This window comes from Streptomyces sp. NPDC002054 (assembly GCF_040296685.1).
Lineage (GTDB): Bacteria > Actinomycetota > Actinomycetes > Streptomycetales > Streptomycetaceae > Streptomyces.
This window is the reverse complement of the sequence record NZ_JBEOXT010000021.1, coordinates 106,528-132,560: the sequence shown is the minus strand read 5'-3', so window position 1 is coordinate 132,560 and position 26,033 is coordinate 106,528. Positions and strand designations below refer to the sequence as shown.

The following is a 26,033-nucleotide window of genomic DNA, read 5'->3' as shown; positions in this document are numbered from 1 at the left end:
GTGGCCCACGTGAACGTGCTGGACATCCTGTTGCTGGTCGCCGCCGTGTGGTTCGCGATCGTGGGCTACCGCCAGGGGTTCGTCGTCGGCATCCTGTCGGTGATCGGCTTCCTCGGCGGTGGTCTTGTCGCCGTGTCCCTGCTCCCGCTGGTCTGGGACGAGGTGACCGACAACGGCAGCCGGGTGACCACCCCGGTGGTCATCGCCGCCGTGGTGGTGATCATCGTCTGCGCATCGGTCGGGCAGGCCTGCACCACCCACCTCGGCAACCGGCTCCGACGCCACATCACCTGGTCGCCGGCGCGCGTGGTCGACGCCACCGGCGGCGCGCTGGTCAACGTGGTGGCGATGCTGCTGGTGGCCTGGCTGATCGGTTCCGCACTTGCCGGGACGTCACTTCCCACGCTGGGCAAGGAAGTCCGCAACTCCCAGGTGCTGCTCGGGGTGTCCCGGGTGCTCCCGGAGCAGGCCGACACCTGGTTCTCGAATTTCAGTTCCACCCTGGCCCGCAACGGCTTCCCCCAGGTGTTCAGCCCGTTCTCGAACGAGCCCATCACCGAGGTGCAGGCACCGGACCCGGCCCTGGCGAGCAGCCCGGTGGCCGCGCGCGCCAAGCAGTCCATCGTCAAGGTGGTCGGCACCGCCCCCAGTTGCAGCAAGGTCCTCGAAGGCACCGGGTTCGTGTTCGCCCCCGGCAAGGTGATGACCAACGCCCATGTCGTCGGCGGGGTCGGCGAGCCGACCGTGCAGGTCGGCGGCGAGGGCAAGCTGTACGACGGCAAGGTCGTGCTCTACGACTGGGAGCGCGACATCGCGGTCCTGGACGTGCCCAAGCTGAAGGCCCCGGCGTTGCAGTTCACCGAGCGGGACGCGGTCGGCGGCAGCGACGCCATCGTGGCCGGCTTCCCGGAGAACGGCGCGTACGACGTGCGTGCGGCCCGGGTGCGCGGCCGGATCAACGCCAACGGCCCGGACATCTACCACCGCGGCACCGTGCGCCGGGACGTCTACTCGCTCTACGCGACGGTCCGCCAGGGCAACTCCGGCGGCCCGCTGCTCACGCCCGAGGGTCAGGTGTACGGGGTGGTGTTCGCGAAGTCCCTGGACGACCCGAACACCGGCTACGTCCTGACGGTGGACGAGATCCGCGACGACATCCGGTACGGCGCGGTGGCGCAGCAGCGGGTCGACAGCCAGGGCTGCGCCCTGTGAGCTGCTGCGCCCGCTGAGCTGCCCTACGTCCGCTGGGCTGTCCTACGTTCGCTGATGGCGCAGGCGGGCCGAGACCCAGCGGGCTCTGCGGCGCAGGATGCGCGGGATCCCGAGGCGGGGGTCATGGCCTTCCCGGCCTGCCCTCTCGTGGCTGCCCGGCACTGCTGCCGAGCGGGTTTCGCGTGCGGAGTCACCGTAGTCGTGCGTCCAGCCCATACTCCGACGTCTGCCCGGGCCCCAAGGTCGGTAACCGCTTTCGGGGCGGCCAATTGGCCTATGCGCCGGGCATTTGAACGATCCTCATGCGAGCGTACGAACCGTCAGGGGCGGTCAGCGGTCGGGTTCCGGGTCCTTCAGCCAGTTGATGAGCTCCGAGGAGAACGCCACCGGGTCCTCCTCGTGAGGGAAATGTCCGAGTCCGTCGAACAGCCGCCAGCGGTACGGGGCTTCGACGTACTCCCCGGAACCGGCCGCGCTCCGGGTCCGCATCACCGGGTCCAGGGAGCCGTGCAGATGGAGTGTCGGCACCCGGACCGGGCGCTTCATCCGCCGGTTGAACTGGATGCCGTCCGGGCGGGCCAGTGACCGCACCATCCAGCGGTAGGGCTCGATCGAGCAGTGCGCGGTGGACGGGATGCAGATCGCCCGCCGGTAGACCTCCAGCGCCTCCTCCTCGGGGGGCCGCGGGCCGGACCAGTCCCGGATCAGCTCGCCGGCCAGCGCCCCGCCGTCGGCCTGCAGCCGGCGCTCCGGGATCCACGGCCGCTGGAAGCCCCAGACGTACGATCCGGCCCGGCTCTGGGCGAAGTCCGACAGCATGGCCGAACGCCAGCGGCGCGGGTGCGGCATGGAGGAGACCACCAGCCGGCGCACCAGCTTGGGCCGCATCACGGCCGCCGTCCAGGCGAGGTAACCGCCCAGGTCGTGGCCGACGAGTGCGGCGTCCGGCTCGCCGAGGGACCGTACGACGCCGGTGATGTCCAGGGCCAGGTTGGCCGGGTCGTAGCCGCGCGGGGTGCGGTCACTGCCGCCGACCCCGCGCAGGTCCATGGCCACCGCGCGGAAACCGGCATCGGCGAGCGCGGTCAGCTGGTGCCGCCAGGTCCACCAGAACTGGGGGAACCCGTGCAGCAGCAGGACCAGCGGTCCGTCACCGAGCTCGGCCACGTGGAACCGGGCGCCGTTCGCGGCGACGTCCCGGTGCGTCACCTCTCTGCCGCCGGGGATGCCGATCCGGACCGCCGAGGCGGCGGTGGGCGGGGTGGCGGGGTCCGGCGAGCTGGCTGTCATGACGTCGAGCGTGCCACACCCACAGCCTTGTCACTGACCGACCGCGGGTGCGGCTTGACCGTTGCGACCACGGCCGCGGTCTCCTTGACCGAGGCGATGGTCTTCTCCGGCGGCTTGACCTTCTTGAACTTGGCGACGGCCAGGAGCGCCGCCAGGGCCGCGATCACCAGGAACGCGACGCCCACGATGAGGAACGACCAGGCCAGGCCGAGCCCCAAGTTGTGGATGCCGTAAGCGGCGGCGAAGCTCAGCACGGGCACCGAGAAGAGCGCCAGCACGCCGGCGATGACGAACGCGGTGCTGCCGATGCCCACTCGCCGGACGTCTTGGCGGATCTCGGCCTTGGCGAGTGCGATCTCGTCGTGTACCAGGGCGGACATCTCGGCCGTGGCCGAGGCGACCAGCTGGCCGAGCGTGCGCTCGGCTCCCTGCGCCCCTTGGTCCACTGCGGTCATCGCTCTCTCCCTCTGTCGTCCATTCCTGCGCGTCAGTCAGATGATGCCGGACGGGAGGCCCCGGCGCCGGACCCGGCTGCCGCTTCGGCCCGGCGGCGGTGCTCGGCGGCCTTGTCCTCGTAGATCTTCGCCATCCGCAGGTGGTACGCGGGGTTGTCCTCCTCGTAGATGTCCGGGATGCCGTCGAGGTCCTCGTCGCGGTCCTCGTCGGCGGTCAGTGCCTTGTACGTGCGGTCGCGGAGCTTGAGCAGGACGCAGGCGAAGATCGCGGCGATCAGCGAGCCGATCAGGACGGCGGCCTTGATCTCGTCGGTGAGGATGGGGTCGCCGGCGAAGGCGAGCTCGCCGATCAGCAGCGAGACGGTGAACCCGATGCCGGCGAGGGAGGCCACGGCGAGGACGTCGGGCCAGGAGAGGTCCTCGTTGAGCTCGGCCTTGGTGAAGCGGGCGGCCAGCCAGGTGCCGCCGAAGATCCCTATGGTCTTGCCGACGACCAGGCCGAGGACCACGCCGAGGGTCTCGGGACGGGTGAAGACCTGGGCGATCGCTTCGTCGGAGAGCGAAACGCCGGCGGAGAACAGGGCGAACAGGGGCACGGCGAGACCGGCGGAGATGGGCCGGACCAGGTGTTCGATGTGCTCGCCGGGGGAGTACTCCTCGTTGTCCTTGCGGGTGCAGCGGAGCATCAGGCCCATGGCGACACCGGCGATGGTGGCGTGGACCCCGCTGTTGTACATCAGGCCCCAGATGACGAGGGCGAGCGGGACGTACACGTACCAGCCGCGGACGCCGCGGCGGAGCAGGAACCAGAACAGGGCGAGGCCGACGAGGGCGCCGCCGAGTGCCAGGAAGTCGATCTCGTTGGTGAAGAACACCGCGATGATCATGATGGCGAACAGGTCGTCGACCACGGCCAGGGTCAGCAGGAAGGCGCGTAGGGCGGAGGGCAGCGAGGTCCCGATGACGGCGAGCACGGCGAGTGCGAAGGCGATGTCGGTGGCGGTGGGCACGGCCCAGCCGCTCATGGACCCGTCGCCGAGCTGGTTGACCAGGACGTAGACCGCGGCCGGGGCGGCCATGCCGCAGATGGCGGCGATGACGGGGAGGGCCGCTGCCTTGGGGTCGCGCAGGTCGCCCGCGACCAGCTCGCGCTTGAGCTCGATGCCCGCGACGAAGAAGAAGATGGCGAGGAGACCGTCGGCGGCCCAGTGCTGGACGGACAGGTTCAGGCCGAGGGACTCCGGGCCTATGTGGAAATCACGGACCCTGAGGTAGCTGTCGGTGAGGCCGGGGGTGTTCGCCCAGATGAGGGCGGTGACGGCGGCCACGAGGAGCAGCACACCGCCGACGGTCTCGGCGCGCAGGGCGTCGGCCACGAACCGGCGCTCGGGCAGCGAGAGCCGCCCGAGCAGCTTGCGGCTCTGGTTGTCGGTGGGGCTGGGCGTGGCCACGGGGGACACCTCCGGTCGGTCGAAGGGCACGACAAACGATCTTGCCGACCAGGCTTCCCGGCACACCTGTAAAATATTTACGCCTTCAATACTTTACAGGGTGTAGCTCGGTGGTGCGGTGATCACACTTTATGCGTGAAAAGGGCATCCGGCGCGTTGCTCGCCGGATGCCCTTTTTGTGGGTGTTTCACGCGTTCCCGCGTCGGGTGGTGTCGGGTCAGTCCTCGCTGGAGGCGCTCGGCAGCTTCGTCTGGATCAGATCCATGACGGAGGAGTCGGTCAGCGTGGTGACATCGCCCAGCTCGCGGTTCTCGGCCACGTCGCGCAGCAGGCGGCGCATGATCTTGCCGGAGCGGGTCTTCGGCAGCTCGGCCACCGGCAGGATGCGCTTGGGCTTGGCGATCGGGCCGAGGGTGGCGCCCACGTGGTTGCGCAGGTCCGCGACCAGCGAGTCGTTCTCGTGGGCGCTGCCGCGCAGGATGACGAACGCGACGATGGCCTGGCCGGTGGTCTCGTCGGCCGCGCCGACCACGGCCGCCTCGGCGACCGAGGGGTGCGAGACCAGGGCGGATTCGACCTCGGTGGTCGAGATGTTGTGGCCGGACACCAGCATCACGTCGTCCACCCGGCCGAGCAGCCAGATGTCGCCGTCGTCGTCCTTCTTGGCGCCGTCGCCGGCGAAGTACATGCCGGCGAACCGCGACCAGTAGGTGTCGATGAACCGCTGGTCGTCGCCCCAGATGGTGCGCAGCATCGAGGGCCACGGCTCGGTGAGGACCAGGTAGCCGCCTCCGCCGTTGGGAACCTCGTTGGCCTCGTCGTCGACGACGGTGGCGGAGATGCCCGGCAGCGGGCGCTGCGCGGAGCCCGGCTTGGCCTCGGTGACCCCCGGCAGCGGGGAGATCATCATGGCGCCGGTCTCGGTCTGCCACCAGGTGTCCACGATCGGGCAGCGGTCGCCGCCGATGTGCTTGCGGTACCAGATCCAGGCCTCGGGGTTGATCGGCTCGCCGACCGAGCCCAGCACGCGCAGCGAGGACAGGTCGAACTTCGCGGGGATGTCGTCGCCCCACTTCATGAACGTCCGGATGGCCGTCGGTGCGGTGTAGAGGATGGTGACCCCGTACTTCTGCACGACCTCCCAGAACCGGCCCTGGTGCGGGGTGTCCGGGGTGCCCTCGTACATGACCTGGGTGGCGCCGTTGGCGAGCGGCCCGTAGACGATGTACGAGTGGCCGGTCACCCAGCCGATGTCGGCGGTGCACCAGTAGACGTCGGTCTCCGGCTTGAGGTCGAAGACGGCGTGGTGGGTGTACGCGGCCTGGGTGAGGTAGCCGCCGGAGGTGTGCAGGATGCCCTTCGGCTTACCCGTCGTACCGGACGTGTACAGGATGAAGAGCGGGTGCTCGGCGTCGAAGGCCTGCGGGGTGTGCTGGGTGGACTGGCGCCCGACGAGCTCGTGCCACCAGAGGTCGCGGCCCTCGGTGAAGGCGGTCTCCTGGCCGGTGCGCTGCACCACGAGCACGTTCTTGACCTGCGGGCACTTGGCCACGGCCTCGTCGATGGCCGGCTTGAGGGCGCTCGGCTTGCCGCGGCGGTAGCCGCCGTCGGCGGTGATCACCAGCTTGGCGTCGGCGTCCTGGATGCGGGAGGCCACGGCGTCGGCGGAGAACCCTCCGAAGACCACCGAGTGCGCGGCGCCGACCCGGGCGCACGCCAGCATCGCGACGACCGCCTCGGGGATCATCGGCAGGTAGACGGCGACCCGGTCGCCGGCCTGGACGCCCAGCTCGGTGAGGGCGTTCGCGGCCCGCGAGACCTCGTCCTTGAGCTGCGCGTAGGTGACCGAGCGGCTGTCGCCGGGCTCGCCCTCGAAGTGGATGGCGACCCGGTCGCCGTGGCCGGCCTCGACATGGCGGTCCACGCAGTTGTACGCGACGTTCAGCTTGCCGTCCGCGAACCACTTCGCGAAGGGCGGGTTGGTCCAGTCGAGCGTCTCGGTCGGCTCGGTGGCCCAGGTCAGCCGCCGGGCCTGCTCGGCCCAGAAGCCCAGCCTGTCGCTGTCCGCCTGCTCGTATGCCTGCGCCGTCACATTGGCGGCGGCGGCCAGCGCGGCGGGCGGCGCGAATCGCCGCTCCTCCTTGAGCAGGTTGGCCAGGCTCTCGTTGCTCACGACATCTCCCTTTCCCAGGGTGTCCGTTGTGTCCCCGGCATAGCTCATCAGGCGGATGCCCGGGTGACAAGGGCTAACCGGAAATTGGTTTAGACCTATTGATTGCGACGGTCCGCAATACACGGATGGCCCCTTCCCGCTGCAGGGCGCGGGAAGGGGCCATACGGTGGCACGGATACGCGAGCGTACCGGTTCAGGCGGGCGCTGGTGCGGGGGACTGGCTGCGATCGGCCGGAACCACGCTGTCGAAGACCCGGCAGTCGAAGAAGTCCCGGCCCTCCGAGAGCAGATAGGCCTGGGCCTCGCCCACGTGGAAGTACATCCCGTGCAGCTCCAGCGTGCCCTCGGCGAGCCTGCGCGCCACCGATTCGTGCGCCCGCAGGTGCTCCAACTGCTGCACCACATTGGTCAGGCACAGCTGCTCCACGGCGTCGGCGGGCAGCCGGCCGGAGATCCGCGCCCAGGCGTGGTGCCGGCTGGCCATCCGCTCCAGACTGGGCAGCCCGTGGCGCAGCCAGCGGCGCAGCGGGGTCGTCGGCATTCCGGGCGCGGCGTTGAGCAGCGCCTGCATCGCCCCGCAGCCGGAGTGCCCGCACACCGTGATGCTGTCCACCCTGAGCACGTCCACGGCGTACTCGATGGCCGCTGCGACGGAGTCGTCGCCGGACTCGGCGCCGGGCAGCGGCACCAGGTTCCCCACATTGCGCACGGTGAACAGGTCGCCGGGCCCGCTCGAGGTGATCATGCTGGTGACCAGCCGGGAGTCGGCACAGGTCAGGAACAGCTGTGAAGGCTGCTGCCCCTCGCGCGCCAGCCGGGCCAGCTCGTCCCGGACATGCGGGGCGGTGTCCCGCTGGAAGGCGCTGATCCCGCTGGCCAGCCGGCCGCCGCCGCGCAATGCCTCGGCCGGTTCGGCGGGCCGCTGGTCGCAGTGGTTCTGCCACGGGGTCCAGGGGCGGCAGCACTGGTGTGCCCCTCGCGCGCCGGAGCCCTGGTGGTCGCCGATCGCGGCACCGGCCCGGCCGGTGACCTCCAGCGAACCGCCGTGCGCCACATGGGAGTCCTGCCAGTCCTGCAGGGTCTCGTACGCGGCGTGGTCCATGAAGGAGCCGTCCAGCTCGATCACGGTGTGCCCGCGGTGCGGGATCTGGTTCAGCACCCGGCTCAGCCGGGGCACCGCGAGGAAGGTCAACTGCCCGCGGGCCTGCACCCGGTGGACGCCGTCCTGCTCCTCCAAGGTGATCCGGGTCCGGGCCAGCCGGTGCAGGGACACCGCCACCGCCACGGCGATACCGATCGCGACCCCTTCGAGCACTCCACCGAGGACCACCGCCACGATGGTGGTGAGGTAGACGACGATCTCCCGGTGCCGGGTGATGCTGCGCATATGCGTGATGTTGACCATCTGCACGCCGACGGCCATGACCAGCGCGGCCAGTGCCGCCAGCGGGATCAGGTCGAGGACCGGCACCAGGAACGCGGCGGCCAGCACGATCCACAGCCCGTGCAGCATCGACGACCGCCGGGTGGCCGCACCGGACTTGACGTTCGCCACGCTGCGCACCGCGACTCCGGTGATGGGCAGTCCGCCGAGGGCGCCGGAGACGATGTTCGCCGCGCCCTGGCCGCGCAGTTCGCGGTCGAGGTCGGCGCGCGGGGGACGGTTTTCCGTACCGCGCTCGGACGCGATCAGCTTGTCCGTGGCCACGGCGGACAGCAGCGATTCCACGCTGCCGACCAGGGTGATGGTCAGGACGGCCGCGATGAGCCCCAGGACCGGCCCCTCGGGCAGTCCGGGCAGGGCGTGGCTGCTCCAGGACGGCAGGTCCACCCGGGGCAGGGTCAGTCCGGCCAGCGCGGCGAGCGCGGTCGCGGAGGCCACGGCGGCGAGGGCCGGCGGGATTCTGCGCAGGAGTCTTCCGGCCCGCCCCGGCAGGCGTGGCCAGGAGAGCAGGACGAGCAGGGTGAGCAGGCTGACGCCGAGCGCCGCCGGATGCAGATCGGCCAACTGGCCTGGCAGGCCCAGGACATTGGCCACGGCGGAGCTCTGCGGGGTGCCGCCGAGCACGATGTGCAGCTGGGCCAGCGCGATGGTCACGCCGATGCCCGCGAGCATGCCGTGCACGATGGCCGGGCTGACCATCAGCGCGGACCGGGCGGTGCGCAACAGGGCGAGGCCGAGCTGGCAGACGCCGGCGAGCACGGTGATGGCGCAGGTGGTCCGCCAGCCGTACCGCTGGATCAACTCGGCGGTGACCACGGTGAGTCCGGCGGCGGGGCCGCTCACCTGGAGGGGTGCACCGCCCAGTCGCCCGGCGACGATTCCGCCGGCCGCCGCGGCCACCAGTCCCGCCTGCAGCGGGGCACCGGTGGCCAGGGCGATGCCGAGCGAGAGCGGCAGCGCGATCAGAAAAACGGCGATGGACGCGGACAGGTCCGCGGTGCGGGGGTTGGTCATAGGTCCCGTCTCCTCGTGGGCAGGGAGGGTGAAGCGGCGGGAGTCTCAACACTCGGTAAATGGATGGTAATGGAGAGTAAAGAGAGTTGCTTGGCAAAGGGGGCAAATGGCCCAAGAGTTCCCTCTGGGGAGTGAATAATCATTTTGTACGGCTTGTCACATCTTCCTCAGAGAAGCCCGCGTGGGACGTTGCGGCACGGAAGTCCCGCACGGGAACACGAGGGAGAGGTGGGCGGAAGATGGCCGTCACGAAGAGGGCCGCCGGCGGTCTGGCCGTGGCCGTGGTTGCGGCGCTGGGCCTCGCCGGCTGCAGCGCCTCGGACTCCGCCGGGCCGTCGGGCGGCGGGTCCGGCGCGAAGAAGGGCGCCGCCGCCCCGGAAGCCCCGGGCAGCGTGCTCCGGCTGATCGGCGACGGCTCCACCTCGTACACCGGACCACAGCCGAACGTACGGAAGCCGGAGAAGCTCAAGCCCGGTGAAACGCCGCCGCAGTTCGTGGTCTTTTCCTGGGACGGGGCGGGCGAGGACAGCCAGAAGCTGTTCTCGCACTTCCGCGAGGTCGGCAGGAAGCACAACGCCCGGATGACGTACTTCCTCAGCGGCGTGTACATGCTTCCGGAGGAGAAACGTTCCCTCTATACCGGTCCCCAGCATGCCCCCGGCCGCTCCGACATCGGCTTCGGCGACCTCCCGAGCATCAAGGAGACCGCCACCCAGATCCGCGGGGCCTGGCAGGAGGGCAACGAGATCGGCACCCACTTCAACGGGCACTTCTGCGGCCCCGAGGGGGGTGTCGGCACCTGGTCCGTGGAGGAGTGGAAGAGCGAGATCCAGCAGGCCAAGTCCTTCGTCAAGAACTGGAAGACCAACTCCGGCCTGAAGCAGGAGAAGGCGCTCCCCTTCGACTACGACAAGGAGCTGGTCGGAGCCCGCACCCCCTGTCTCGAAGGCCAGAAGAACTTCATGCTGGCGGCCCGGACCATGGGCTTCCGCTACGACTCGAGCGGCATCAGCAAGCAGAAGTGGCCGAAGAAGACCGACGGGCTGTGGGACATCCCGCTGCAGCTGGTGCCCATTCCGGGGCGGGCCTTCGAGACCCTGACCATGGACTACAACTTCATGGTCAACCAGTCGGGGACCACCTCACAGGGCGACCCCTTCCAGCACACCTACTGGGGCAACCAGCTGCGCGACGGCCTGCTGCAGGGCTTCGAACGCGCCTACCGGGGCAACCGAGCGCCGCTGATCATCGGCAACCACTTCGAGTCCTGGAACGGCGGCACCTACATGCGCGCCATCGAGGAGACCATCAAGACCGTCTGCACCCAGAAGGACGTGCGCTGCGTGCCCTTCCGCGAGCTCGTGGACTGGCTCGACGCCCAGGACCCCCGGCACGTCGAGTGGATGCGCACGCTCGACGTCGGACAGGCGCCGAAGGAGGGCTGGACCAAGTTCCTGGCCACCGGACCGGCGCCGTCACCGGCACCCGCCCCTCCGGCGGCGCCCGAGGAGGTCACGCCGGCTGAGGAGCAGGACGAGGAATAGCGGCGCCGCTCTGCTCACCCAGCACGAACCCGGGGTCGACCTGCTGCGCCAGGTCGGCCCCGGTCTTCGCGTTGCCCCAGCTCTCGGCGTTCCGCAGGTGGAAGTGGACCATCTGCTCGGTGTACCGGGCCCAGTCGCGCTGCGCGTAGGAGTCGTCGGCCGCGTCCTGCAGGGCCTGCAGCGCCATGCGGTTGTCCGCCTCCAGCAGCTCGAAGCGCGGCGGCCGGCCCTTCTCCATCGCCCGCACCCAGTCCGAGTGCCCGACGGTGACCAGCAGGTCCTCGCCGGCCTCCGCGCGCAGGAACTCGATGTCGTCCCGGCCCTGCACCTTGTTGCCGATCACCTTGAGGGCCACCCCGAAGTCCCGTGCGTACGCCTTGTACTGGCGGTAGACGGAAATGCCCTTGAGGGTGGGCTCGGCGACCAGGAAGGTCACGTCGAAGCGGGTGAACATCCCGGAGGCGAAGGAGTCCGAGCCGGCCGTCATGTCGACGACCACGTACTCATCCGGTCCGTCGACCAGGTGGTTCAGGCAGAGCTCGACCGCCCCGACCTTGGAGTGGTAGCAGGCCACGCCCAGATCGGACTCGGTGAACGGCCCGGTGGCCATCAACCGCACCTCTTCCCCGTCGAGCCGGACGGGGCGGGCGCAGGCCTGGTAGACCGGGTTGTCCTCGCGTACCCGCAGCAGGCGCGAACCGGCGCCGGGCGGGGTGGTCTTGATCATCGTGTCAGCGGAGGCGATACGCGGGTTGGAGCCCCGCAGGTACTCCTTGATGAGCGGCAGTTGGGCGCCCATCGCCGGCAGTCCGGCGGCCTCCTCCTCGGTCAGTCCGAGGGCGGCCCCGAGGTGCTGGTTGATGTCGGCGTCCACCGCGACGACGGGGGCCTCGTTGGCGGCAAGGTGGCGGATGAAGAGCGAGGACAGCGTGGTTTTGCCGCTGCCGCCCTTCCCCACGAAAGCGATCTTCATGTTCACCTAGCGTAGTGCCGGGGTGGCGCACCGTGGCGGAGGTGAGTGAAGAAGACCACTCTAAGGTGGGGTCGGTGCTATGGCCGCGCAGTGCGTAGGCTCCCTGCTTATGAGTACGTCAGCCGATCCGCTCGCCGCCCTCGCGGGCCTTCCGGGCGTGGCCGAGTCCGTGGAGTCCATGCGCAAGGCCGTGGACCGGGTCTACGGGCACCGCGTGATGCGCCGTCGCAGCACGGAGGTCTCCGCCGAGGCGACGCTCCGCGGGGCGCGTGGGAGCGCGGCCCTGTCGGGCGCGGACTGGGCGTTGGAGGAGGTCCGGCGGCGGACCGACTTCGGGGCGGAGGCCGAGGCCCGGGTGGTGGGCGCGACGCTGCGACTGACCGCCGAGGCCGGGCAGTTGCTGAGCATCTGGCGGCAGTCGCCGCTGCGGGTGCTGGCGCGGCTGCACCTGGTTGCGGCGGGTACCGCCGTCGCCGGTGAGGTGGTGGGGCGGCCGAGGCTGGCCGGCGAGCCGGTGGACGAGCCGCTGGTGGAGCTGCCGCTGCCGGACGCCGACGAGGTTGCGGGGCGGCTGGACGGCCTGTCCCGGCTGATCATCGCGGGGGGCTCGGCCCCGGCGCTGGTGACCGCCGCAGTGGTGCACGGTGAGCTGCTCGCGCTGCGGCCGTTCGGCTCGTACAACGGGGTGGTGGCGCGGACCGCCGAGCGGATCGTTCTGATCAACAGCGGTCTGGACCCCAAGGCGGTCTGTCCGGCGGAGGTCGGGCACGCGGAGCTGGGCCGGGCGGCCTATCTCGCGGCGCTGGACGGGTACGTCTCCGGGACCCCGGAGGGGATGGCGGCCTGGATCGCGCACTGCGGGCGGGCGGTCGAGCTCGGGGCGCGGGAGTCCATGGCGGTCTGCGAGGCGCTGCAGCGCGGCGCGGCCTGACGAATCTGATCTGGCCCGATCTGAACTGGCCTGGTCTGGCCTGAGCTGGTCTGGCCGGCATGGTCCGGACACGGGTTGCGGCGACACCGTACTGCTCATGGTGTCGCCGCTGGCATGCGCGCCCAGTTACCAAGCGTCCTCGATAGTTGCCCATCAGGTCGGGAACTTTGCCCGTTCCCTGGTGCGGCTGGCCCGTAATCGACGGGTCGACGTCGCGTGGGTGCTCGGCGTTCATGCTTCGGTCCGTGGGGCCTTGCTGCGTTCTAAAGATGATCCTCTCGGATGTCCTTTGGTCTCGCGGGCCGTGAATCCTTTGTACCTCCATCCCGGAGGAAGCGGAACCCCTTGCTGCACTTCTTTACTTTCACGGACAGTTCGGTATGAACCGGACGGTCGGTGTCGGTGCAGGTCAGGCGGCTCCCGGTCGGGTTCTCGGCGGTTCGCAGCAGTTCTCAGCGCTTCTCGGCGGTACGGCGTCGGGCTGTCAGGCGATGGCGTTTGCGCGGCGGCGGCTCGCGTACCAGACCAGACCGGCCGTGGCCGCTGCCGCACCGACGGCGGCAGCCGCGACCAGTGCGGGGCGGGCCGCCAGGGACAGCCCGGGCAGCCGCTGCTTCAGTCGGACCGGCCGGTTGAAGACGAGCACCGGCCAGTTCCGGGCCAGCGCCTCCCGGCGCAGCGCCCGGTCCGGATTGACCGCGTGCGGATGGCCGACCGCCTCCAGCATCGGGACGTCGGTGATCGAGTCGCTGTACGCGTAGCAGCGCGCCAGGTCGTAGCCCTCGGACTCGGCCAGCTCGCGCACGGCCTCCGCCTTGGTCGGACCGTAGGCGTAGTACTCGATCTCCCCCGTGAAGCAGCCGTCCTCGCCCACCACCATGCGGGTGGCGACGACCCGGTCGGCTCCGAGCATCTCGCCGATCGGCTCGACCACCTCGGCCCCGGAGGTCGAAACGATCACCACGTCGCGGCCCGCTGTGTGATGGGCCTCGATGAGGGACGCCGCCTCGTCGTAGATGATCGGGTCGATCAGGTCGTGCAGGGCTTCGGCGACGATCTCCTTCACCTGCCGGACGTTCCAACCCTTGCAGAGGGCGGAGAGGTACTCCCTCATCCGCTCCATCTGGTCGTGGTCGGCGCCGCCGGCCAGGAAGATGAACTGGGTGTACGCGGTGCGCAGTACCGCCCGCCGGTTGATCAGCCCGCCTTGGTAGAAGGACTTGCTGAACGTCAGAGTGCTCGACTTCGCAATGACCGTCTTGTCCAGGTCGAAGAAGGCTGCAGTGCGAGGCAAGGAGTGCGACAAGGACTGGATTTCCACGAGCCGAGCATATGCGCCCACCATTCGGCGTAAGGTGTGGCGCGTGGGTTTGCCTGAGAAGCCTCTCGGGTACACCATGGAAGTCACGGATCGTTCGCGACCGTGCTAACCCGGTCCGACTCCTCCCCCCCCGAGTCGGCCGTGGGGACGACCCCCGCTCTCCCCCCCGGCGGGGGTCGTCGCATGTCCGGACGCGGTTTGCGTCCCGGCCGCCGGCCCCAAGTGATCATTTCTCTGGCCCTCCCTGTGTCGTGGGCCCGCGCCGCGCCGGCCCTCACTCCCTCGAACTCGTCACGGTGTGTAGTTGTTCCGGAGCGCTGTGGAACTCACCTCCAGGGGTGATCGAGTTATTCACAACGCCCTCTCTATCCACAGTTCTCGAGCAAGATCCACTTGATTTTGCGGATGGCGGCACGGTGATTCCGACCGCGAAGTCCGCGGTCAACGGATTTGCAGTGAGAAGGGGGCGGAGATCGTGGCTGGAACCATGTCCCGCGAAGTGCCGGAGTGGCCGGTTCCCGGTGCCGGGCGGCCGTTGATCATCACAGAGGACCCGGTGCTCCTCGACGATCTGCTGCGGTTGTGCGCTGCCGCAGGCGCCGAGCCCCACGTGCAACCTGCGGTGCCGGAGCAAAGCGGGACGGCCGGGGGCGGTGGGGCTGGTGGGGCCGGTGGGATCGCTGCGCCGGCCGGGGCCGGCCCGCCGGGTGCCGCCGGGTGGGCCGACGCGCCGCTCGTGCTGGTCGGCGAAGACGTGGGCGGCCGGGTGCGCGGAGCACCGCGCCGCGGCGGAGTCTTCCTCGTCGGGCGGAGCGAAGGCCGGAATCCCGACGACCCCGTGGTGTGGCAGCGCGCGGTGGAGATCGGGGCCGAGCAGGTGCTCTGGCTCCCCGACTCCGAGAGCTGGCTGGTCGACCGGATCGCCGATGTGGCCGAAGGGGCCGGCCGGCCCGCGCTCGCCGTGGGCGTCATCGGGGGCAGTGGCGGCGCCGGAGCTTCCACCCTGGCCTGCTCCCTGGCCATCTCCGCGGCCCGGTCCGGCGAGCGGACCATGCTGATCGACGGAGATCCCTTCGGGGGCGGGCTGGACGTGCTGCTCGGCGGCGAAGGGGCCGAGGGCCTGCGCTGGCCGGACTTCGCCGCCTCACGCGGCCGGGTCGGTGCCGGAGCCCTGGAGGAGTCCCTGCCGCAGTTGCACGGGCTGCGCCTGCTCAGCTGGGACCGGGGCAAACGGGTGCTGGTGCCGCCCGCGGCGATGTGCTCGGTGCTTGCTGCCGCCCGGCGGCGGGGCGGGGTGGTGGTGGTCGACCTGCCCCGGCGTGTGGACGAGGTCGCGGTCGAGGCGCTGGCCCAGCTGGACCTGGTGCTGATGGTGGTTCCGGTCGAGCTGCGGTCGGTGGCCGCGGCGAGCAGGGTCGGCGACGCCCTGCACGGGATGGCCAGGGACGTCCGGGTGGTGGTGCGGGCGCGCCTGGCCGGCGAGCTCGACCCGGACGAGGTGGCCGGGCTGCTCCGGCTGCCGCTCGCCGGTGAGATGCCGGTAGAGCTCGGGGTCTCCGAATGGCTGTCCAGGGGCGAGCCGCCGGGCACGTTCGTCTGGGGGCCGCTGGCCCGGTTCTGCGACGGGTTCTGGCGGCGGGCGCTCGGCGCCGGCCAGGGGGTGACCGCATGACCGCCGGGCTGCTGGACGCGGTGCGGGCCCGGCTCGCCGAGAGCGGGGCCGATCCGACACCGGCCCGGGTCGCGGCGGCACTGCGGGCCCAGGGGCGGCTGCTGGGGGATGCGGAGGTGCTCGGCGTGGCCGCCGAGTTGCGGTCGGAGCTCGTGGGAGCCGGCCCGCTGGAACCGTTGCTCGCCGACCCGGCCGTCACGGACGTGCTGGTGGCGGCGCCGGACCGGGTGTGGGTGGACCGGGGCGGCGGGCTGGAGCTGACCGGGGTGACCTTCGGCGACGCGGAGGCGGTGCGCAGGCTGGCGCAGCGGCTGGCGGCGGTGGCCGGGCGCCGGCTGGACGATGCCCGGCCGTGGGTGGATGCCCGGATGCCCGACGGCACCCGGCTCCATGCGGTGCTGCCGCCGGTGGCCGTCGGATCGGCCTGCCTGTCGCTGCGGGTGGTGCGGCCACGGGCGTTCACCCTGGAGGAGCTGACGGCCGCGGGCACCCTGCCGCCGGGCGGGCGGCGGCTGCTCGGGGCGATGGTCGAGGCCAGACTGTCGTTCCTGGTCTCCGGAGGGACCGGCACGGGGAAGACCACGCTGCTCAGTTCCCTGCTGGGACTGGTCGGGCCGGGGGAGCGCATCGTGCTCGCCGAGGACTCGGCCGAACTGCGCCCCGATCATCCGCATGTGGTGCGGCTGGAGAGCCGGCCCGCCAATCAGGAGGGCGCCGGGCTGGTCACGTTGGCAGACCTGGTCCGGCAGGCCCTGCGGATGCGGCCCGACCGGCTGGTGGTGGGGGAGGTGCGCGGGGCGGAGGTCGCCGACCTGCTGGCCGCGCTCAACACCGGGCACGAAGGCGGGTGCGGGACGGTACATGCCAATGCTGCGGCGCATGTCCCGGCACGGCTGGAGGCGCTCGGTACTGCTGCCGGGCTCGACCGGGCTGCGCTGCACAGCCAGTTGGCCGCCGCTCTGGACCTGGTGATCCACCTGGTCCGGGACCGGGGCGGGCAGCGGCGGGTCGCCGAGGTGCATGTCCTGGAGCGGGATGCGGCCGGGCTGGTGGTCACGGTGCCCGCGCTTCGGTGGGCCGCGCGGGGATTCGCGCGGGAGCGGGGCTGGGAGCGGCTGAGCCTGCTGCTGGGGGGAGTGCGGTGACCGGGGCGGGCATGGCGGTCCCGGTGCCGGTGGTCGCGGCGGTGCTGTGTGCCGGGGCTGCGGTCTGGCTGCTGGCCGGGGACGGCCGGCCGGCGGGGCGGGCCCGGCTGTTGCTGGCCGGGCCGGGGCCGGCGCTGCCCGCGCGGGGGTCTCCCTGGGAGCGGCTGGTGGTTCCGGTGCGGGTGCGTGCGGGCCGGTGGCCGGAGGGGGCGTGCGTGGCGGCGGGGCTGGTGGTGGCGCTGCTCGGCCGATCGCTGATTCCGCTGGTGCTGGGGGTGTTGGCGGTGCCCGTGGTGCGACGGTGGCTGAGGGTCCGGGAGCGGGCCCGGGCCCGGGAGGCGCGGGCGGCGGCGGTGATCGCCCTGTGTGGGGCGGCCGTGGGGGAGTTGCGGGCCGGGGCGCAGCCGGGGCAGGCGTTGAGCGCCGCGATGCGCCGGACCGCCATACCGGGCGCCGAGGAGGCGGCGGTGCTGGCCGCTGCCGCCTTCGGCGGGGATGTGGCCGGGGCGCTGCGGGAGGCGGCCCGGGAGCCGGGTGCGGAGGGGCTGGCCGGGATGGCCGCGTGCTGGCGGGTCTCGGTGGACGGGGGTGCGGGGCTGGCGGCCGGGCTGGACCGGCTGGAAGGGGCGTTGCGGGCGGAGCGGGACCGGCAGGACTCCTTGCGAGCTCAGCTGGCGGGGGCGCGGTCCACTGCGGTGGTGCTGGCGCTGCTCCCGCTGGTGGGCCTCCTGATCGGGACGGGACTGGGGGCGGATCCCCTGCGGGTGCTGCTGCACACCTCGCTGGGGATGGGCTGCCTGCTGGTCGGCGGAGTGCTGGAGGTGCTGGGGCTGCTGTGGTGCCGGCGGATCGTGCGGAAGGGGGAGGGGTGATGGACGGTTCGCTGGTCCACAGGCTGGGGATGGCGCTTTCCCTGCCGGTGGCCGCGCTGTGGCTGGTGTCCGTGTGTGCGGGGCGGGTCCGGGAGCGGGCGGTGCTCCGTCGGGCGGGGCTGCTGCTCCCGGTGGAGCCCGGCCCGGGCGGTACCCGGCCACCGGTCCGGCGGGGCCGGCGGGGCCGGTGGGGTCGGTGGGCCCGGCTCCGGCGCCGTTGGGGCCGGGCCGGGCGGGCGGATCCGGGGGAGGCGGAGCGTCAGCTGCCGTTCGCCGCCGATCTGTTGGCCGCCTGTCTGGCGGCGGGTGCCGGGCCGGTGGAGGCGGCCGAGGTGGTGGGGGAGTCGCTGGGCGGCCCGGTGGGCGAGCGGCTGGCGCTGGCGGGTGCCGAGTTGCGGCTGGGCGCCGAACCGGATGCCTCGTGGGGGAGGTTGGCGGAGATACCCGGCGCCGGGGCGCTGGCGGACTGCCTGGACCGGGCGGCCCGCACCGGGGCGCCGGCCGCGGAGCCGGTGGCCCGGCTGGCGGCGGCCCTGCGGGCGGAGCGGGCCCGGCGGGCGACTGCGGGGGCCCAGCGAGCAGCGGTTTTGGTGACCGCGCCGGTGGGGCTGTGTTTCCTCCCCGCTTTTCTTGCGGTCGGAGTTGCGCCGGTGGTGATCGGAATGGCTTCCGGTCTTCTCTCGGGCACCTGAAAACACATCAAGAACAGAAATCATCAGGAGGTTGTCATGAGGAGCATCTGGTTTCGACTGCGGGGCGCACTGGCCGGCCGCGGCGGGGACGCCGGGATGTCGACTTCGGAATACGCCATGGGCACGATCGCTGCCTGTGCATTCGCGGCCGTTCTGTACAAGGTCGTGACGAGCGACGTGGTCTCGACGGCCCTTCAGTCGACCATCGGGAAGGCGCTCGATGTGCCGTTCTGAGCAAAAGGCCGACGGCGACGGCGGTTATGTGACGGCCGAGGCGGCCCTGGTGATTCCGGCGCTGGTGCTTTTCGCGGCACTGCTGGTGTGGGCGCTGATGGCGGCGGCCGGACAGATCCGGTGCGTGGACGCGGCCAGGGCCGGTGCGCGGGCCGCGGCCCGGTCCGAACCGGTGGCGGCAGCGGTGGCGGCGGCCAGGGCAGCGGCACCGGACGGGGCGGAGGTGACGGTGGAGCGTTCGGGTGATCTGTGGCGGGTGCGGGTGGCGGCACCCGCCCCGGGCCCGGCCGGGCTGCCGGTCCGGTTGGGCGCCGGGGCCGTGGCGCTGGCCGAGGACAGCGTGGGGCCGCCGCCATGACCCGGGACCGGGGTTCGGCGACCGTGTGGGCGGCCCTGGTCACGACGGTGCTGGGGGCGGTGTTCGGGGGCGTGCTGCTGCTCGGCCAGGCCGTGCTGGCCCGGCACCGCGCGGCAGCTGCGGCGGACCTCGCGGCGCTGGCGGCGGCGTCGAGCTGGGCGCACGGCCCCGAGGCCGCGTGCGCTGCGGCGGTCCGGGTGATCCGGGCGCAGGATGCCCGGCCGGCCGGGTGCCGGCTGAAGGGCGAGATCGCGGAGGTCGCGGCCGAGGCCCGCGCCGGGCCCTTCACGGTCCGCATCCCGGCCCGCGCGGGCCCCGCGGCGGAGCCGGGGCCGGAGGCCGCCCGGAGCGGGCCTAGTCCTGGGGTGCGCCGGTCAGGAGGCGGGTGAGGAGGCGGACCGCGCCGCGTTTGTGGAGGGGGTCGTTGCCGTTGCCGCACTTGGGGGACTGGATGCAGGAGGGGCAGCCGGCCTCGCACTCGCAGGCGGCGATCGCGTCCCGGGTCGCGGTCAGCCATGGGCGGGCCGTACGGAAGGCCCGTTCGGCGAATCCGGCACCGCCGGGGTGGCCGTCGTACACGAACACGGTGGGCAGCAGGGTGTCCGGGTGGAGCGGCACGGAGACGCCGCCGATGTCCCAGCGGTCGCAGGTGGCGAACAGCGGGAGCAGGCCGATGGAGGCGTGCTCGGCGGCGTGCAGGGCGCCGCCGAGGATCTCCGGGTTGATCCGGGCCTCGTCGAGCTGGTCCTCGGTGACCGTCCACCACACGGCCCGGGTGCGCAGGGTGCGGGGCGGCAGGTCCAGTTTGGCCTCGCCGAGGACCTCGCCGGTGATCAGTTTGCGCCGCAGATAGGAGACGACCTGGTTGGTGACCTCGACGGAGCCGTAGCAGAGCCGGGCCGGGCCCCAGGGGACCTCCGCCTCGGTGTCGAGGACGGTGATGGATGTGGTGTCCCGGGCGGTGGTGGAGAAGGGCGGGTCCGACTCCTCGACCAGGGCCACCGAGTCCTCCAGGTCCAGGTGCCTCACCAGATAGGTGCGGCCCTGGTGGAGGTGGACCGCGCCGTCGTGCACGGCGGTGTGGGAGGCGGATTCGTCGACCGTGCCGAGCAGCCGGCCGGTGCCGGCCTCGACGATCTGCACCGGACGGCCGCCGCCGCCCCGGATGTCGGTCAGGTCCGAGGCCCGCTCCCGGCGGGTCCAGTGCCAGGCGGTGGCGCGGCGGCGCAGCAGCTTGGCGGATTCAAGCTGGGGGAGGAGGTCGGCCGCGGCCGGGCCGAAGAGGGCCAGGTCGGTGTCGGTGAGCGGCAGCTCGGCCGCTGCCGCGCACAGATGGGGGGCGAGTACGTACGGATTGTCGGGGTCCAGCACGGTGGCCTCGACGGGCTGCTGGAACAGGGCCTCGGGGTGGTGGACGAGGTAGGTGTCCAGCGGGTCGTCCCGGGCGATCAGCACGGCCAGGGCGCCCTGGCCGGACCGTCCGGCCCGGCCGGCCTGCTGCCACAGCGAGGCCCGGGTGCCCGGGTAGCCGGCGATCAGGACGGCGTCCAGGCCGGAGACGTCCACGCCCAGCTCCAGCGCGGTGGTGGCGGCCAGGCCGAGCAGCTCGCCGGAGTGCAGGGCCCGCTCCAGGGCACGGCGCTCCTCGGGCAGGTAGCCGCCCCGGTAGGCGGCCACCCGGCCGGGCAGGGAGCGGTCGACCGCGGCAAGGCGCTCCTGGGCGATGAGGGCGATCAGCTCGGCGCCGCGCCGGGAGCGGACGAAGGCGACCGTGCGGACCCCCTGCACGGCCAGGTCGGTGAGGAGGTCGGCGGTTTCGGCGGTGGCGGTGCGGCGGACCGGGGCGCCCCGCTCCCCGGCGAGCTCGGTCAGGGGCGGCTCCCACAGGGCGAAGACCACCTCGCCGCGCGGGGAGGCGTCGTCGACCACTTCGGTGACCGGGACGCCGGTCAGGCGGCTCGCGGCGGCGGCCGGGTCGCTGGCGGTGGCCGAGGCGAGCAGGAAGACCGGGTCGGAGCCGTAGCGGGCACAGAGGCGGCGCAGCCGGCGCAGCACCTGGGCGACGTGCGAGCCGAAGACGCCCCGGTAGGTGTGGCACTCGTCGATGACGACATAGCGCAGGGCGCGCAGGAAGGAGGACCAGCGCGGGTGGGCCGGGAGTATCCCGCGGTGCAGCATGTCGGGATTGGTGAGCACGTAGTTGGCGTACTGGCGGACCCACTCGCGTTCCTCGACGGGGGTGTCGCCGTCGTACACGGCGGGCCGGACGGCGTTGCCGAGCGGGGCGGCCAGTTCCCGTACGGCGCGGCGCTGATCGGCGGCCAGGGCCTTGGTCGGGGCCAGGTAGAGGGCGGTCGCGCCCCTTCCGTTGGCTGCCTCGGCCCCGTCCGCGAGGGCGCTCAGGACCGGGGCGAGGTAGGCCAGCGACTTGCCGGAGGCGGTGCCGGTGGCGACGACCACCGAGGTGCCGTCCAGGGCGTGCTCGGCCGCCGCGGCCTGGTGTTCCCACGGATGGTCGATACCGGCCGTTCGGATCGCGGCTACGACATCCGTTCGGATGCGGTCCGGCCAGACTGCATGACGACCCTCCCGAGGGGGCAGATGCTCCGTATGGGTGATGCGCGCAGCCCGGCCCGGCCCCCGTGACAGGCGGTCCAGGACCGTGCCGGGGGTGGGTCGGGAGTCCGCGGCGGCCGTGGGCCGACCGGGGCGGTGAGTACTGGCCATTGCCACCGAGTGTGTCACCGGCGTCGGGGACAATGGACGGAAGGCGTCGTGCGCGCCTGCCGGTAAGTGATTGAATGCCATTGCGGCAGCCAATCCCTCCACTACCTTCGGGTGGGGAGGCCCCTGGGGGGCGCCGCTCGATAGCAAGGTGCTGGAGGATCCGTGGACCTGTCCCTGTCGACTCGCACTGTCGGCGACCGCACAGTCGTCGAGGTCGGTGGCGAGATTGATGTGTATACCGCGCCCAAGCTGCGCGAGCAGTTGGTCGAGTTGGTGAACGACGGCAGCTACCACCTGGTTGTCGACATGGAGCGAGTGGACTTCCTCGACTCCACCGGCCTCGGTGTGCTCGTGGGAGGCCTCAAGCGTGTCCGTGCGCACGAGGGCTCACTGCGTCTGGTGTGCAACCAGGAGCGCATCCTGAAGATCTTCCGCATCACCGGTCTGACCAAGGTCTTCCCGATCCACACGACCGTGGAAGACGCCGTCGCCGCCACCGACTGACGGCTCCCGAAAACAGCAGAAGCAGCGGGGGCACCGGGCCGGAGGGCCCGGGCCCCTGTCAGCACGCCCGTAGTCCGAGGGGGAGTACATGGCCACCGTTGAACTCCGCTTCAGCGCCCAGCCCGAACACGTGCGGACGGCCCGCCTGGTCGCCGCCGCCGTGGCGCGCCGGGCCGGAGTGGAGGAGGCTGTGCTCGACGAGGTGCGCCTCGCCGTGGGCGAGGCGTGTTCGCGTGCCGTCGGGCTGCACCGGGGTGGCGGGCTGAGCGCACCCGTCCGGGTTGTGCTCACCGAGGAGGAGAAGGTTTTCTCCATCGAGGTCGGGGACGAGGTTTCGACCCCGTCCGGCGGGCCGTCCGCCGGCGATGCGGCTGCGGACCCGGATGCCGAGGGTGAGGACGAGATGGGCCTCGCGGTGATCCGCGGACTCGTCGACGACGTCGAGGTCACCCGTGGGGATTCGGGCGGAGTCATCCGGATGAGCTGGCCCGCCGCGGGTACTTCCGATCTTCCTTAGATCATTTCATCTCGGATTCCGATCTTATTCACAGACGATCAAAGGCCCTGCTGAGCAGGGCCTTTTTTCATGTCCGGAGATCAATGACCGGGCGTCAATGCTTTTGCCCCATTACCGCTTTCGGGCGGTAATGGAGTGGCGCGATCTTTCGTTGAGGAGCACCGGGAGGCCAATTCCGTTTCCCGCGTACTGTTTTGATCAGGTGAGGCTCCCTACAATCCGTCCACATCTTGAGCTCATCACGTCAAGGAGGACGTATGACGGGGCTCTTCACCCCCACGGCGGCAGCGGTACTGACCGATGAAAATCGGTTGATCGTGATTGTCATCGCAGCCGTCGCACTTGCCGCGCTCGTCGTTGCCCAGATCCTGGTCCGCCAGGTGCTCGCAGCCGACGAAGGCACCGACAGTATGAAAAAGATCGCAGCAGCCGTTCAGGAAGGCGCCAACGCCTACCTCGGCCGGCAGTTGCGCACCCTCGGCATCTTCGCCGTCGTGGTGTTCTTCCTGCTCTTCCTGCTTCCCGCCGACAACTGGACCCAGCGCGCCGGACGTTCCGCCTTCTTCCTGGTCGGCGCACTGTTCTCGGCAGCCACCGGCTACATCGGCATGCGGCTGGCGGTACGCGCCAACGTCCGCGTCGCCGCCGCCGCCCGCGAGGCCACCCCCGCCGAGGGCGAACCCGCCAAGGACCTGACCGCCGTGGCCCACAAGGCCATGAAGATCGCCTTCCGTACCGGTGGTGTGGTCGGCATGTTCACCGTCGGCCTCGGCCTGCTCGGCGCCTCCTGCGTCGTCCTGGTCTATGCCGCGGACGCGCCCAAGGTCCTGGAGGGCTTCGGCCTCGGCGCCGCCCTGATCGCCATGTTCATGCGCGTCGGCGGCGGCATCTTCACCAAGGCCGCCGACGTCGGCGCCGACCTGGTCGGCAAGGTCGAGCAGGGCATTCCGGAGGACGATCCGCGCAATGCCGCGACCATCGCCGACAATGTGGGCGACAACGTCGGCGACTGCGCCGGTATGGCGGCCGACCTCTTCGAGTCCTACGCGGTCACCCTGGTGGCCGCCCTGATCCTCGGCAAGGCCGCCTTCGGCGACCTCGGCCTCGCCTTCCCCCTGATCGTCCCCGCCATCGGTGTGGTCACCGCGATGATCGGCATCTTCGCCGTCTCCCCGCGCCGCACCGACCGCAGCGGAATGACCGCCATCAACCGCGGCTTCTTCATCTCCGCCGTGATCTCCCTGGTGCTGGTCGCGATCGCCGTCTACGCCTACCTGCCGGCCACCTACAAGGAGCTCCGCGGCGTGGAGAACCCGGCTATCACGGGCCACGCCGGCGACCCGCGCATCCTCGCGCTCGTCGCCGTCGCCATCGGCATCGTGCTCGCCGCCCTCATCCAGCAGCTCACCGGCTACTTCACCGAGACCAACCGTCGCCCCGTCCGGGACATCGGCAAGTCCTCGCTGACCGGCCCGGCCACCGTCGTCCTGGCCGGCATCTCCGTCGGCCTCGAATCCGCCGTCTACACCGCGCTGCTCATCGGCCTCGGCGTCTACGGCGCGTTCCTGCTCGGCGGTACGTCGATCATGCTCGCGCTCTTCGCGGTGGCCCTGGCCGGCACCGGCCTGCTCACCACCGTCGGCGTGATCGTCGCCATGGACACCTTCGGCCCGGTCTCCGACAACGCCCAGGGCATCGCCGAGATGTCCGGCGACGTCCAGGGTGCCGGTGCGCAGGTCCTCACCGACCTGGACGCGGTCGGCAACACCACCAAGGCCATCACCAAGGGCATCGCCATCGCCACCGCCGTCCTCGCCGCGGCGGCGCTCTTCGGCTCGTACAGCGACGCCATCGCGGGCGCCATCAAGGAGGTCGGGGTCAAGACCGGGGACATGGCGCTCAGCCTGGACATCGCCCAGCCCAACAACCTGGTCGGGCTGATCCTCGGTGCGGCGGTGGTCTTCCTCTTCTCCGGTCTGGCCATCAACGCGGTCTCCCGCTCGGCCGGTTCGGTGGTCTACGAGGTGCGCCGCCAGTTCCGCGAGCACCCCGGGATCATGGACTACACCGAGAAGCCCGAGTACGGGCGCGTCGTGGACATCTGCACCAAGGACGCGCTCCGCGAACTCGCCACCCCCGGACTGCTCGCCGTACTCACCCCGATCGCGGTGGGCTTCTCCCTCGGTGTCGGCGCGCTCGGCTCGTTCCTCGCCGGGGCCATCGCCTGCGGCACCCTGATGGCCGTTTTCCTCGCCAACTCGGGCGGTGCCTGGGACAACGCGAAGAAGCTGGTCGAGGACGGACACCACGGCGGCAAGGGCAGCGAGGCACACGCCGCGACCGTCATCGGCGACACCGTCGGCGACCCGTTCAAGGACACTGCAGGCCCAGCCATCAACCCGCTGCTCAAGGTCATGAACCTGGTGGCGCTGCTGATCGCCCCGGCCGTCGTGCAGTTCAGCTACGGCGACGACGCGAGCCCGGTGGTGCGGGCCGCCGTGGCGGCCTTCGCGATCGCCGTCATCATCGCCGCGGTGTACGTGTCGAAGCGGCGCGGCATCGCGGTCGGCGACGACAGCTCCGGCGGGGCCACCGAGCGGGTCGCCCAGCAGGCCGACCCGGCGGTGGTCTCCTGAGCCCTTCCTGAGCCCATCCTGACCTGCTCCAGGGCCCGTTCCGGGCTCTGGGGGCACGGTCGGGGGGCGTAGGCCCGAAAGGCGGACGGGCGGCGCGGACCAACGCGTCGTCCGTCCGCCTTTCTGCACACCCGGATGGCGGGCGTGTATGTTCCGGGCCGAGAGCCTTGGAAGGGACCAATCCGGTGAAGAAGAAGCTTGCGGCCGCGGTCTCCGGCGGTGCGGTGCTGATGCTCGTGCTGTCCGGCTGCGGCGGCGACGACGGTGACACGAAGGCCGATGACTGGGCCAAGAAGGTCTGCGACAAGTGGCAGCCCGAATACAAGAAGATCGATGCCGCCAACGCGGAGATGAAGCGGGTGGCCTCCGAGAGCAGCAAGCCCGAAGAGGTGCAGAAGACGGATTCGGCGGCCTTCCAGACCATGTCCGAGGCGTTCACCGGGATCAGTTCCGCGCTGCGCGCGGCCGGGGACCCGGGGGGCAAGGACGGCAAGGCGACGGCGGAGGCCGCGGCCAAGAGCTTCGAGGACACGGCCAAGGGCTACACCGAGCTCAAGACCAAGATGGATGCGCTCGACGCCAAGGACCAGGCGAAGTTCGCCGAGGGGCTCCTGGGGCTTTCGGGCGGCCTGGAGAAGGTGGCCGCGGACGAGAAGGCGGCCAAGGAGAAGCTCAAGGCGGGCACCCTGGAGAAGGCCATGGCGAAGCAGAAGGGCTGCCAGGCCACCACGCCTGCGCCCGCGCAGAGCTGACGGCCCCAGCCGGGCCCGCCGGCGCGCCCGGCCCGCCGATGCGCCTGACGCGTCGGCGCCCGGTGCGCGTCGGCAACCCGGCGGGCTGGAACTCGTCGGCAGCCGTAGCCGGGCCC

Annotated in this window: 22 protein-coding genes; 14 read left to right on the top strand and 8 right to left on the bottom strand. The window is 71.4% G+C overall.

Translation table 11 applies throughout. The annotated features are described in order from the left end of the window. The first annotated feature begins 9 nt into the window (after positions 1 to 9). Positions 10 to 1,212 (top strand): MarP family serine protease, encoded by a 1,203-nt coding sequence (locus tag ABT123_RS21350; protein WP_351316861.1) that lies wholly within the window; start codon positions 10 to 12, stop codon positions 1,210 to 1,212. 330 nt (positions 1,213 to 1,542) lie between these two features. Here ABT123_RS21350 and ABT123_RS21345 read toward each other — a convergent pair whose 3' ends face one another. The 5 genes from ABT123_RS21345 to ABT123_RS21325 all read right to left on the bottom strand — a co-directional run bounded on the left by ABT123_RS21345 (position 1,543) and on the right by ABT123_RS21325 (position 9,039). Continuing rightward, a complete protein-coding gene (locus ABT123_RS21345; protein ID WP_351316858.1) occupies positions 1,543 to 2,502 on the bottom strand; it encodes an alpha/beta fold hydrolase in 960 nt (319 codons plus the stop codon). Beyond that, positions 2,499 to 2,957 (bottom strand): phage holin family protein, encoded by a 459-nt coding sequence (locus ABT123_RS21340; protein WP_351316855.1) that lies wholly within the window; start codon positions 2,955 to 2,957, stop codon positions 2,499 to 2,501. Before ABT123_RS21340 ends, ABT123_RS21345 begins: the two co-directional genes overlap by 4 nt. 32 nt (positions 2,958 to 2,989) lie before the next feature. Next, positions 2,990 to 4,408: a Na+/H+ antiporter NhaA gene (gene nhaA, locus ABT123_RS21335; RefSeq protein ID WP_351316852.1), complete on the bottom strand. Its 1,419-nt coding sequence runs from the start codon at positions 4,406 to 4,408 to the stop codon at positions 2,990 to 2,992. 217 nt (positions 4,409 to 4,625) lie between these two features. Further along, positions 4,626 to 6,581 (bottom strand): acetate--CoA ligase, encoded by a 1,956-nt coding sequence (gene acs, locus ABT123_RS21330; protein ID WP_351316849.1) that lies wholly within the window; start codon positions 6,579 to 6,581, stop codon positions 4,626 to 4,628. A 193-nt stretch (positions 6,582 to 6,774) separates the two neighbouring features. After that, positions 6,775 to 9,039 (bottom strand): SulP family inorganic anion transporter, encoded by a 2,265-nt coding sequence (locus tag ABT123_RS21325; protein WP_351316846.1) that lies wholly within the window; start codon positions 9,037 to 9,039, stop codon positions 6,775 to 6,777. 239 nt (positions 9,040 to 9,278) lie between these two features. Between ABT123_RS21325 and ABT123_RS21320 the strand changes: the two genes are divergently transcribed. Continuing rightward, a complete protein-coding gene (locus tag ABT123_RS21320; RefSeq protein ID WP_351316843.1) occupies positions 9,279 to 10,583 on the top strand; it encodes a polysaccharide deacetylase family protein in 1,305 nt (434 codons plus the stop codon). Here ABT123_RS21320 and ABT123_RS21315 read toward each other — a convergent pair. Then, entirely contained in the window at positions 10,552 to 11,556 is a 1,005-nt protein-coding gene (locus tag ABT123_RS21315; protein ID WP_351316840.1) for an ATP-binding protein, read from the bottom strand. The two genes, ABT123_RS21320 and ABT123_RS21315, sit on opposite strands and share 32 nt — an antisense overlap. A gap of 109 nt (positions 11,557 to 11,665) precedes the next feature. Between ABT123_RS21315 and ABT123_RS21310 the strand changes: the two genes are divergently transcribed. Continuing rightward, entirely contained in the window at positions 11,666 to 12,487 is an 822-nt protein-coding gene (locus ABT123_RS21310) for a Fic family protein (protein WP_351316837.1), read from the top strand. 484 nt (positions 12,488 to 12,971) lie between these two features. On the opposite strand, the gene ABT123_RS21305 is transcribed toward ABT123_RS21310, so the two are convergent. Continuing rightward, complete coding sequence (locus ABT123_RS21305; protein ID WP_351316834.1) at positions 12,972 to 13,832, bottom strand: HAD family hydrolase; 861 nt, start codon at positions 13,830 to 13,832, stop codon at positions 12,972 to 12,974. 451 nt (positions 13,833 to 14,283) lie between these two features. Between ABT123_RS21305 and ssd the strand changes: the two genes are divergently transcribed. From ssd to ABT123_RS21270, 7 genes are read left to right on the top strand one after another with little or no spacing between them, the layout of a single operon-like run. Further along, on the top strand, positions 14,284 to 15,480 hold the full coding sequence (ssd, locus tag ABT123_RS21300) for a septum site-determining protein Ssd (RefSeq protein ID WP_502971006.1): 1,197 nt from the start codon (positions 14,284 to 14,286) through the stop codon (positions 15,478 to 15,480). Next, positions 15,477 to 16,625, top strand: a complete 1,149-nt coding sequence (locus tag ABT123_RS21295; protein ID WP_351316831.1) for a TadA family conjugal transfer-associated ATPase — start codon at positions 15,477 to 15,479, stop codon at positions 16,623 to 16,625. The genes ssd and ABT123_RS21295 overlap by 4 nt, the downstream gene beginning before the upstream one ends. Before the next feature lie 11 nt (positions 16,626 to 16,636). Beyond that, positions 16,637 to 17,497 (top strand): type II secretion system F family protein, encoded by an 861-nt coding sequence (locus ABT123_RS21290; protein WP_351316951.1) that lies wholly within the window; start codon positions 16,637 to 16,639, stop codon positions 17,495 to 17,497. Further along, positions 17,497 to 18,189, top strand: a complete 693-nt coding sequence (locus ABT123_RS21285; protein WP_351316828.1) for a type II secretion system F family protein — start codon at positions 17,497 to 17,499, stop codon at positions 18,187 to 18,189. The genes ABT123_RS21290 and ABT123_RS21285 overlap by 1 nt, the downstream gene beginning before the upstream one ends. 36 nt (positions 18,190 to 18,225) lie before the next feature. Next, positions 18,226 to 18,423, top strand: coding sequence for a DUF4244 domain-containing protein (locus ABT123_RS21280; RefSeq protein WP_351316825.1), 198 nt, complete (start codon positions 18,226 to 18,228; stop codon positions 18,421 to 18,423). Then, complete coding sequence (locus ABT123_RS21275) at positions 18,410 to 18,781, top strand: TadE family type IV pilus minor pilin (RefSeq protein ID WP_351316822.1); 372 nt, start codon at positions 18,410 to 18,412, stop codon at positions 18,779 to 18,781. Before ABT123_RS21280 ends, ABT123_RS21275 begins: the two co-directional genes overlap by 14 nt. Next, complete coding sequence (locus tag ABT123_RS21270) at positions 18,778 to 19,170, top strand: Rv3654c family TadE-like protein (protein WP_351316819.1); 393 nt, start codon at positions 18,778 to 18,780, stop codon at positions 19,168 to 19,170. The genes ABT123_RS21275 and ABT123_RS21270 overlap by 4 nt, the downstream gene beginning before the upstream one ends. On the opposite strand, the gene ABT123_RS21265 is transcribed toward ABT123_RS21270, so the two are convergent. Continuing rightward, the gene (locus tag ABT123_RS21265) at positions 19,136 to 21,589 is read right to left on the bottom strand and encodes a DEAD/DEAH box helicase (RefSeq protein ID WP_351316816.1); all 2,454 of its coding nucleotides are present in this window, start codon (positions 21,587 to 21,589) and stop codon (positions 19,136 to 19,138) included. The two genes, ABT123_RS21270 and ABT123_RS21265, sit on opposite strands and share 35 nt — an antisense overlap. A gap of 81 nt (positions 21,590 to 21,670) precedes the next feature. On the opposite strand from ABT123_RS21265, the gene bldG reads away from it, so the two are divergent. From bldG to ABT123_RS21245, 4 genes are all read left to right on the top strand, one after another. After that, positions 21,671 to 22,012: an anti-sigma factor antagonist BldG gene (bldG, locus tag ABT123_RS21260; RefSeq protein ID WP_030152678.1), complete on the top strand. Its 342-nt coding sequence runs from the start codon at positions 21,671 to 21,673 to the stop codon at positions 22,010 to 22,012. A gap of 88 nt (positions 22,013 to 22,100) precedes the next feature. Further along, complete coding sequence (locus tag ABT123_RS21255) at positions 22,101 to 22,529, top strand: ATP-binding protein (RefSeq protein ID WP_351316812.1); 429 nt, start codon at positions 22,101 to 22,103, stop codon at positions 22,527 to 22,529. 257 nt (positions 22,530 to 22,786) lie between these two features. Further along, positions 22,787 to 25,165, top strand: coding sequence for a sodium-translocating pyrophosphatase (locus ABT123_RS21250; protein ID WP_351316809.1), 2,379 nt, complete (start codon positions 22,787 to 22,789; stop codon positions 25,163 to 25,165). Between the two features lie 185 nt (positions 25,166 to 25,350). Continuing rightward, positions 25,351 to 25,917: a small secreted protein gene (locus tag ABT123_RS21245; RefSeq protein WP_351316807.1), complete on the top strand. Its 567-nt coding sequence runs from the start codon at positions 25,351 to 25,353 to the stop codon at positions 25,915 to 25,917. The last annotated feature ends 116 nt before the right edge of the window (positions 25,918 to 26,033 follow it).